The following is a 6,000-nucleotide window of genomic DNA, read 5'->3' as shown; positions in this document are numbered from 1 at the left end:
GGCCGGGGGGGGCCACCCGGGGGGGGGCCCTACCCATTTTGGGGGTTTGGGGTTGGTGTTTGGGGGCGGGGGGGGGGGGGGGGCCCTCCACCAAACGACAAGCCCTAGCCCCCCCGGTCGTGGACGGCAGCCACCAGACCTTCGGGCACGGCCCACATGGCCTCACGCGCCTGATGTGCGTCAGCCGGCGGGTGCAGCGCGCACTGGACCACGAGCACGCTGCTCGGCATGGGGCAGCCACCGCCAGGGGCTCCGGAGGCGGGGGGACTCCGTCCGGTCGGGCAGAGGTCCCTTCACTGGCAGGCCTTTCGTCCCGATCTGTCAAAAATCTGGGCGCTGTAATTTGTCTGTGATATTTCGTACGGAAGATCTCCATATGTCCCTCCTAGCTTCATGAATACGCGGTCAACACGACGCGGAAGACGCAATCAACTCGGTCGACTCATGGAAAGGGGCCGGCAAATGCAGACCTCTCGTATTGCCCGCACGACTCTGGCATCCGCCGTTCTGGGCCTCGGCGCCGTGACCGCCGTCGCCGCCACCGCCGAAGCCGCTCCGCGACCTACTCAGCCCGCGACCACCGCCACCGTCTCTGCCGCCCAGCACGGCGACAAGGTCGGCCGTGCGCAGACCCTGCCGCTCAGCGACGGCAGCACCGCGCATGTCACCAAGCTGCCGAACGGTACGTACCAGGCCTGGGTCACCAGGCACGGCGTGCGGATCGCCGCCCTGGACGCGCACCACAGCACGGCCCGCGTCCACGGACACCACTACACGCTGAACGCCCACACCGGAGCCGTCCACGTGCGCTGATGCTGATACAGCCGCCGGTCCTCGCCCTGCCCCTCCCCCTGCGGCCGCGGGGGGGGAGGAGGAGGGGCGAGGCGAGAGCCGTGACACGTGCGACACGGAACCCGGGCTGAGTTGGGCGGAAGGCCTCGTGTTGGTCGCGTCAACAAGGCCGTCTGGACGGACACCGTCTCCGGATGGATGAACTCGCCCTGCTCGTACGCCCCGTCGCCGACCGTGTCCCGCACAGCACCGGCCGACCGAGCGCTGCGACGAAGCCGGCGCCGCCGACCGCCGTACCTAACCAATCACGAACCCGATCCAACACATCCACCTCGACATCCACCGCCGCGACCGCCTCGGAGGCATGCTTCACGAGCACCCCGCTCAGCGGCCCGACCTGCCTGGACGGGTTTTCCGGCACGCACAGGTTTCCAGAGGTGCCGATCGCGGATGATCCCCCCTCCGAACATCGCCACAGTTCACCGCACGGCGCGGCGGAGGGATCACGCGCCCACGATGCACCGGGGCCTCGGGCAGTGTGTCCGTGAACTACCCCTTCGTGAGAAGTTCTTCTGGCTTGAATGAATGCGGCGGTGCTGCCCCGGTTGGCTAGAGCGGCGTCCAGCGGCCCCACCAAGGCGACTCTAATTGGCGTCCTTCTGCGGGTGGTTGGTGAAGACTGGGGGACTTGAAGTGGTCCCGAAGGGCGGCGCCCTCCGGGACCGCGGGTTGCCGCTGTTGGCGGCTATGCGGGAGGCCTGATGCGACCCGTCTGGGACCAGCGGCGAGGCCGATTAGGCTGTGCCAACAGGCTGAGGCGCTCCGACAGGGGGCCACGTGGATGGCATTGAGCGCGAGCTGACCAACCCTTGGGAAGGCATTCTGGTCGCTCCCGTCCGTGGCAGCGACACCGGCGTTCTGGTTCTGGCGGGTTCCAGCGGGCGCGTCGAACGGGAGAGATCACGTCTCCTCGCCGAACAGGGCATGGCGGCCTTGTCGATCCGCTGGTTCGGCGGGCCCGGGCAGTCCCCCGGAATCTGCGAGATCCCACTGGAGACCTTCACCACCGCCGTCGACCACCTACAAGAGAACGGGGCGGAACGCATCGGCATCCTGGGCACCTCCAAGGGGGCAGAGGCAGCTCTGCTCACGGCAGTGCACGATCCGCGCGTGGACGTGGTCATCGCGCTGTCGCCCACGTCTCGCGTCTGGTGCAACGTCGGACCAGGCCGTGACGGAGCGCGGCATCCTTATCGATCGTCCTGGACCTGGCGAGAGCAGGCTCTGCCCTTCATCCCGATGGATGATTCCTGGAATCCCGCAGAGCCGGGCAGCGGGCCGGCAGCCATCCGCGGATGGTACGAACGCAGTGAGGTGACCTTCGCACACCTACTTACTCCAGCGGAGATCCCCGTAGACAAGGCTCGGGCTGATCTCCTGCTGGTCGCTGGCGGAGATGACGCGATGTGGCCGTCCCTTCCCTTTGCCAAACAACTGGCCGAGCGTCGGCGCTCAGCCAGAGCCACCGTGCATCTGGTCGCCCACCACGATGCCGGCCACCGCCCGCGCTTTCCCGGCGAGAGCCCCGCGCCGGCCTCCACACGATTCCTGTACGGAGGCACGCCCGAAGCCGACGCGCTCTTGGGGGCGGCCGCCTGGCCCCGGATCCTTGACATGCTCCGTAGCGACGGCTGACCTTCTCGCGCTGATCGCGTCCGATGCTGAGAGGCCATTTCTCAGTTCGTCACGTTGTGCCTGTTCGCCTTGGTGCGGGCTAACTGGCTGTTCTCTATCCGCCCACGTGCTCGGCCTGCTTCGAACGGCGCTCTGGAACAGGTGAGTTGATCAGTGTTGCGGCATGAAGGAAGGGCCGCTTGGCAGCTCACGGACTGTCTCCGAGTGGTACGGCATCCCCCACAACCATCCCAGTGATCCCGCATGCGTCGCGGAGACCTCCCTTGTTCTCGCGCAGGTCATCGCAGCCTGCCACTCCGGCGTCGGACGCCTGTCATGGCCCGCCCTCCACCGTGAAGAGGTGCGCTGGAACCAGCAGTTCGTCCAAGAACTCGAAGCGCGCAAGCCCGGCGGCGCAACGGACCGCCACTGACCTCTCGAGAAGGTCCAGGTCTCGGCCTGGAAGGAGCATCAGCCCGACTGACGGTCAATCAGGATTGGCGCATTCCCCTGAACTTTCCGGGGCGTGTCAGGCCAGACCCGCGGCGATGGCGCGGCGGACGGCGTCGGCGCGGTCGCGAATGTCGGCCTTGGCGAACAGGTTGTTGATGTGGGTCTTGACCGTGGCCTCGCTGATGAACAGCTTCTCGGCGATGGCTCGATTGGGCAGGCCCTGGCCGATGAGCGTCAGGACCTCGCGCTCGCGCGGTGTGATGTCCGCGGGCAGCGACTGGGTGGCGGCCGGTGCGGTGGTGCGTACCGTGGCCAGGAGCCGGTCCTGGACCTCGCGGTCGAGGACGGACTGACCGGCGGCGGCCGCGCGGATCGCCCGGAGGATGTCCTGCCGCCCGGCGTTCTTGGTCAGGTACCCCCGGGCTCCGGCGCTCAGGGCGGCCAGGATGGAGTCGTCGTCGGCGAAGGTGGTCAGCACGACCACCGCCACACCGGGGTGTTCCTCGCTCAGCCTGCGGGTGGCCTCGATGCCGTCCATCTGAGGCATCCGCAGATCCATCAGCACCACGTCGACCGGCCCGGCAGCCACCGCGGCCAGCACTTCGGTGCCATTGGCCGCGGCCAAGATCACGTCGATGTCCTCGGACAGGGCGAGCACCGCGGCCAGAGGCTCACGGACGGCGGCCTGGTCGTCGGCGACGATCACTCTCAACCGGCTCTGCTGATCGGCCTGTTCACTCATCGGGGAACACTCTCTTCCGGGATCACTGCCTCCACCTGCCAGCCGCCTGCGTCCGGTCCTTCCGGCACCGGTCCCGCTGTAAGGGTGCCATCCAGCAGGGCGACCCGTTCGCGCATCCCGATCAGTCCCATCCCGCTGCCGAGTCCCGCGGTCACTTCACGGGTGGCCGGCCCGTTGCGAACCGTCAGCGTCGTCGACGCCTCCGCGAACGTCAGCCGCACCGCGACGGTCGCGCCGGGGGCGTGCCGCCCGGCGTTGGTCAGGGCCTCCTGCGCGATCCGCAGCAGATTCTGGGTGCCGCGCGCCGAGAGCGGCCGGACGGGGCCGATGACCGTGAGCGCATCCCGGTGGCCGGACGACTCCAGCATCGCGGTCAGGGTCGCGACCAGCGGCAGTGCGTCCTCGCGCAGCGCGTGCACTGTCCACTGCGCCTGCTTGAGGCTCTCCTTGACCATGCTGTGCGCCTTGTGGTTCGCCTCGCGGACCTTGTCCAGGTCGCCGGTGTCCAGCAGCGCGTCGGCGAGCTCCAGTTGCATGTTGATCCCCGCCAGCGAGTGCGCCAGCACGTCGTGCACGTCTCGGGCGATCCGGCTGCGCTCGGTCAGCGCGGCGGTCCGGGCCTCGGCTCGTGCGGCACGCTCGGAGGACTCGGCCGCGACGATCACCGCCTCCAGCGCGCGCTGCTTGCTCCGGCTGAGGATGCCCGCCAGCACAGGGAGGCCCGTCGTGAGTCCCAGGCCCCATGCCAACTGGTGGTGTCCCGGGCCGAAGTGGAAGTGGAGCACCGCGGCGCACAGGAGACTGCTGGACGCGGCCAGCGGGAGGGACCACTTGAGCGGGAAGCGGTAGCCGATGTGGCCGACGATGAAGTAGGCGAACAGATAGCTGGAGCCGGTGCGACTGACCCCGATCAACGCGGCGGACGCGACGACACCCAGTGACATCCCTACGAGGACGACGCGCGGGGGGAACCTGGCTTCGGGCAGCTGACGGACCAGCAGCGCCGCCGAGCACAGCACGAGGAGCGCGGCGACCGCGAGGCCCCGGCCGCTGAGGTCGAGGGGGCGGACCGTCAGGAAGCTGCTGGCGATGACCACGAGCGTGACGGCCCAGTGCAGCCTGGGATCTCTGCGAGGAACCGCCGGGTGCCCGGACCCCGGGGCGGGCGCGGGGTCCGGACGTCTCTCAGGTACTGGCACGGCGCGACGATAACCCACGATCAGGCGCTGCGGTCGACGCTCAGGGCAGGACGCGTCTCCGGCGCCGGCCGCCCGGCCACCATGCGGCCGCGTACGAAGATGGTGGCCAGCCGGGTGACGACCTCTGTGAGGGCCATGAGGACGAACGCGGCGACCCACGCCTGGTCGCTGGTGATCTGGTGGGTGATGCTGAAGCGGGCGACGTAGTCGCCGCCGCCGTGCTCGGTCCACAGCTGGAATCCCATGCGCGCGCCCATGCCGATCACCCAGAGCGCCGCCGAGACCGCGCCGGCCTTGATCAGAACGTGCTCCCCGGAGACCCGGACCCTGGTGTAGACGCCGCCGGCGATGCCGAGTGCGGCGCCCGTGGCCACCAGGGTGCCGATCAGCACCAGGTCGTTGCCTCCGGTCGGTACGGATTCGAGGTACTGGTGGGCCACGAAGGCCACGATCCCCAGCGGGATGAGGAAGGTCCGCCAGTCCAGTCGGCCCTCCCGCAGCTGCCGGAAGACGACAAGGAGGAGAGCGATGTCGGTGATCCACTCGGTCGTAGTCATGCCCATAAGACTGCTGCGGCAATGCCTCGACCACCTGGACCCATGGGTGGACCTCCGGGTGGACATCGGTCGGCCGGAGGTGGAGCAACCCCCACGGTGTCCGTCAGCCGGACGGCGCGGTCACTGCACCGCGCCGTCCGGAATGCACACGTACCCCTGGCCCCATGCGTTCCGTTCCACGTGGCTGGGTTCCGTGGAGCCGAGGCAGAAGAGCCATGCCTCGCGGTAGGACGGGTTCGTCAGGATCAGCTCCTGCTCGTCCTCATCGGCGCGGACAAGGCTGTCGTACGCCTCATTCGACAGGACGACCGTGCCGGTGCCCGGCTCGGGGTCGGCGGCCGGAGCCGGGGTGGAGCAGGCGACGGAGGCGGCCAGGGCCAAAAGGAGGGCGCCGGTGGCGGAGCGGATGTGCATCTGGGAGTTCTCCCTGTTTCGACGACGACGGGACATCGCCTGCTCAACCCCGCACTCCCGGCTTGGTCACGCTCCGGACCACCGGGTGGCCTTAAGAAGACACCCCACGAAGTCGCCTGCCATGGCTGCCGCTTCACGTACGTGACCGCGATCATCCCGGCGGAGAAGA

Annotated in this window: 7 protein-coding genes; 3 read left to right on the top strand and 4 right to left on the bottom strand. The window is 68.8% G+C overall.

Annotated elements, in window-relative coordinates:
- Positions 1-462: 462 nt before the first annotated feature.
- The 3 genes from ACIA8D_RS14510 to ACIA8D_RS14500 all read left to right on the top strand — a co-directional run bounded on the left by ACIA8D_RS14510 (position 463) and on the right by ACIA8D_RS14500 (position 2,899).
- On the top strand, positions 463-813 hold the full coding sequence (locus tag ACIA8D_RS14510; RefSeq protein ID WP_399231963.1) for a hypothetical protein: 351 nt from the start codon (positions 463-465) through the stop codon (positions 811-813).
- Between the two features lie 816 nt (positions 814-1,629).
- Positions 1,630-2,487 carry an acyl-CoA thioester hydrolase/BAAT C-terminal domain-containing protein gene (locus ACIA8D_RS14505; RefSeq protein WP_399231961.1) on the top strand — a complete coding sequence of 286 codons (858 nt, stop codon included), beginning with the start codon at positions 1,630-1,632 and terminating at the stop codon, positions 2,485-2,487.
- A gap of 163 nt (positions 2,488-2,650) precedes the next feature.
- The gene (locus ACIA8D_RS14500; RefSeq protein WP_399231959.1) at positions 2,651-2,899 is read left to right on the top strand and encodes a hypothetical protein; all 249 of its coding nucleotides are present in this window, start codon (positions 2,651-2,653) and stop codon (positions 2,897-2,899) included.
- Positions 2,900-2,995: 96 nt separating this feature from the next.
- Here the strand turns inward: ACIA8D_RS14500 and ACIA8D_RS14495 are convergent, their stop codons facing one another.
- The 4 genes from ACIA8D_RS14495 to ACIA8D_RS14480 form a co-directional block, all read right to left on the bottom strand.
- Positions 2,996-3,661 carry a response regulator gene (locus ACIA8D_RS14495; RefSeq protein ID WP_399231958.1) on the bottom strand — a complete coding sequence of 222 codons (666 nt, stop codon included), beginning with the start codon at positions 3,659-3,661 and terminating at the stop codon, positions 2,996-2,998.
- Positions 3,658-4,779 carry a sensor histidine kinase gene (locus ACIA8D_RS14490; RefSeq protein ID WP_399232215.1) on the bottom strand — a complete coding sequence of 374 codons (1,122 nt, stop codon included), beginning with the start codon at positions 4,777-4,779 and terminating at the stop codon, positions 3,658-3,660. Before ACIA8D_RS14490 ends, ACIA8D_RS14495 begins: the two co-directional genes overlap by 4 nt.
- Positions 4,780-4,880: 101 nt before the next feature.
- Positions 4,881-5,417 carry a hypothetical protein gene (locus ACIA8D_RS14485; protein WP_351341775.1) on the bottom strand — a complete coding sequence of 179 codons (537 nt, stop codon included), beginning with the start codon at positions 5,415-5,417 and terminating at the stop codon, positions 4,881-4,883.
- Between the two features lie 120 nt (positions 5,418-5,537).
- On the bottom strand, positions 5,538-5,831 hold the full coding sequence (locus ACIA8D_RS14480; protein WP_327660063.1) for a hypothetical protein: 294 nt from the start codon (positions 5,829-5,831) through the stop codon (positions 5,538-5,540).
- Positions 5,832-6,000: the final 169 nt, after the last annotated feature.

Origin of the sequence: Streptomyces sp. NPDC051684, assembly GCF_044453445.1 — a bacterium.
In the GTDB taxonomy this organism is placed as follows: Bacteria; Actinomycetota; Actinomycetes; order Streptomycetales; family Streptomycetaceae; genus Streptomyces.
The sequence above is the reverse complement of the archived record's forward strand: the minus strand, read 5'-3'. Positions and strand labels throughout refer to the sequence as shown.

Bases quoted from the DNA above. Each gene is read 5' to 3' on its own strand.
- ACIA8D_RS14480 (WP_327660063.1), bottom strand. From the start codon at position 5,831: ATGCACATCCGCTCCGCCACCGGCGCCCTCCTTTTGGCCCTGGCCGCC.
- ACIA8D_RS14510 (WP_399231963.1), top strand. From the start codon at position 463: ATGCAGACCTCTCGTATTGCCCGCACGACTCTGGCATCCGCCGTTCTG.
- ACIA8D_RS14485 (WP_351341775.1), bottom strand. From the start codon at position 5,417: ATGACTACGACCGAGTGGATCACCGACATCGCTCTCCTCCTTGTCGTC.
- ACIA8D_RS14500 (WP_399231959.1), top strand. From the start codon at position 2,651: ATGAAGGAAGGGCCGCTTGGCAGCTCACGGACTGTCTCCGAGTGGTAC.
- ACIA8D_RS14495 (WP_399231958.1), bottom strand. From the start codon at position 3,661: ATGAGTGAACAGGCCGATCAGCAGAGCCGGTTGAGAGTGATCGTCGCC.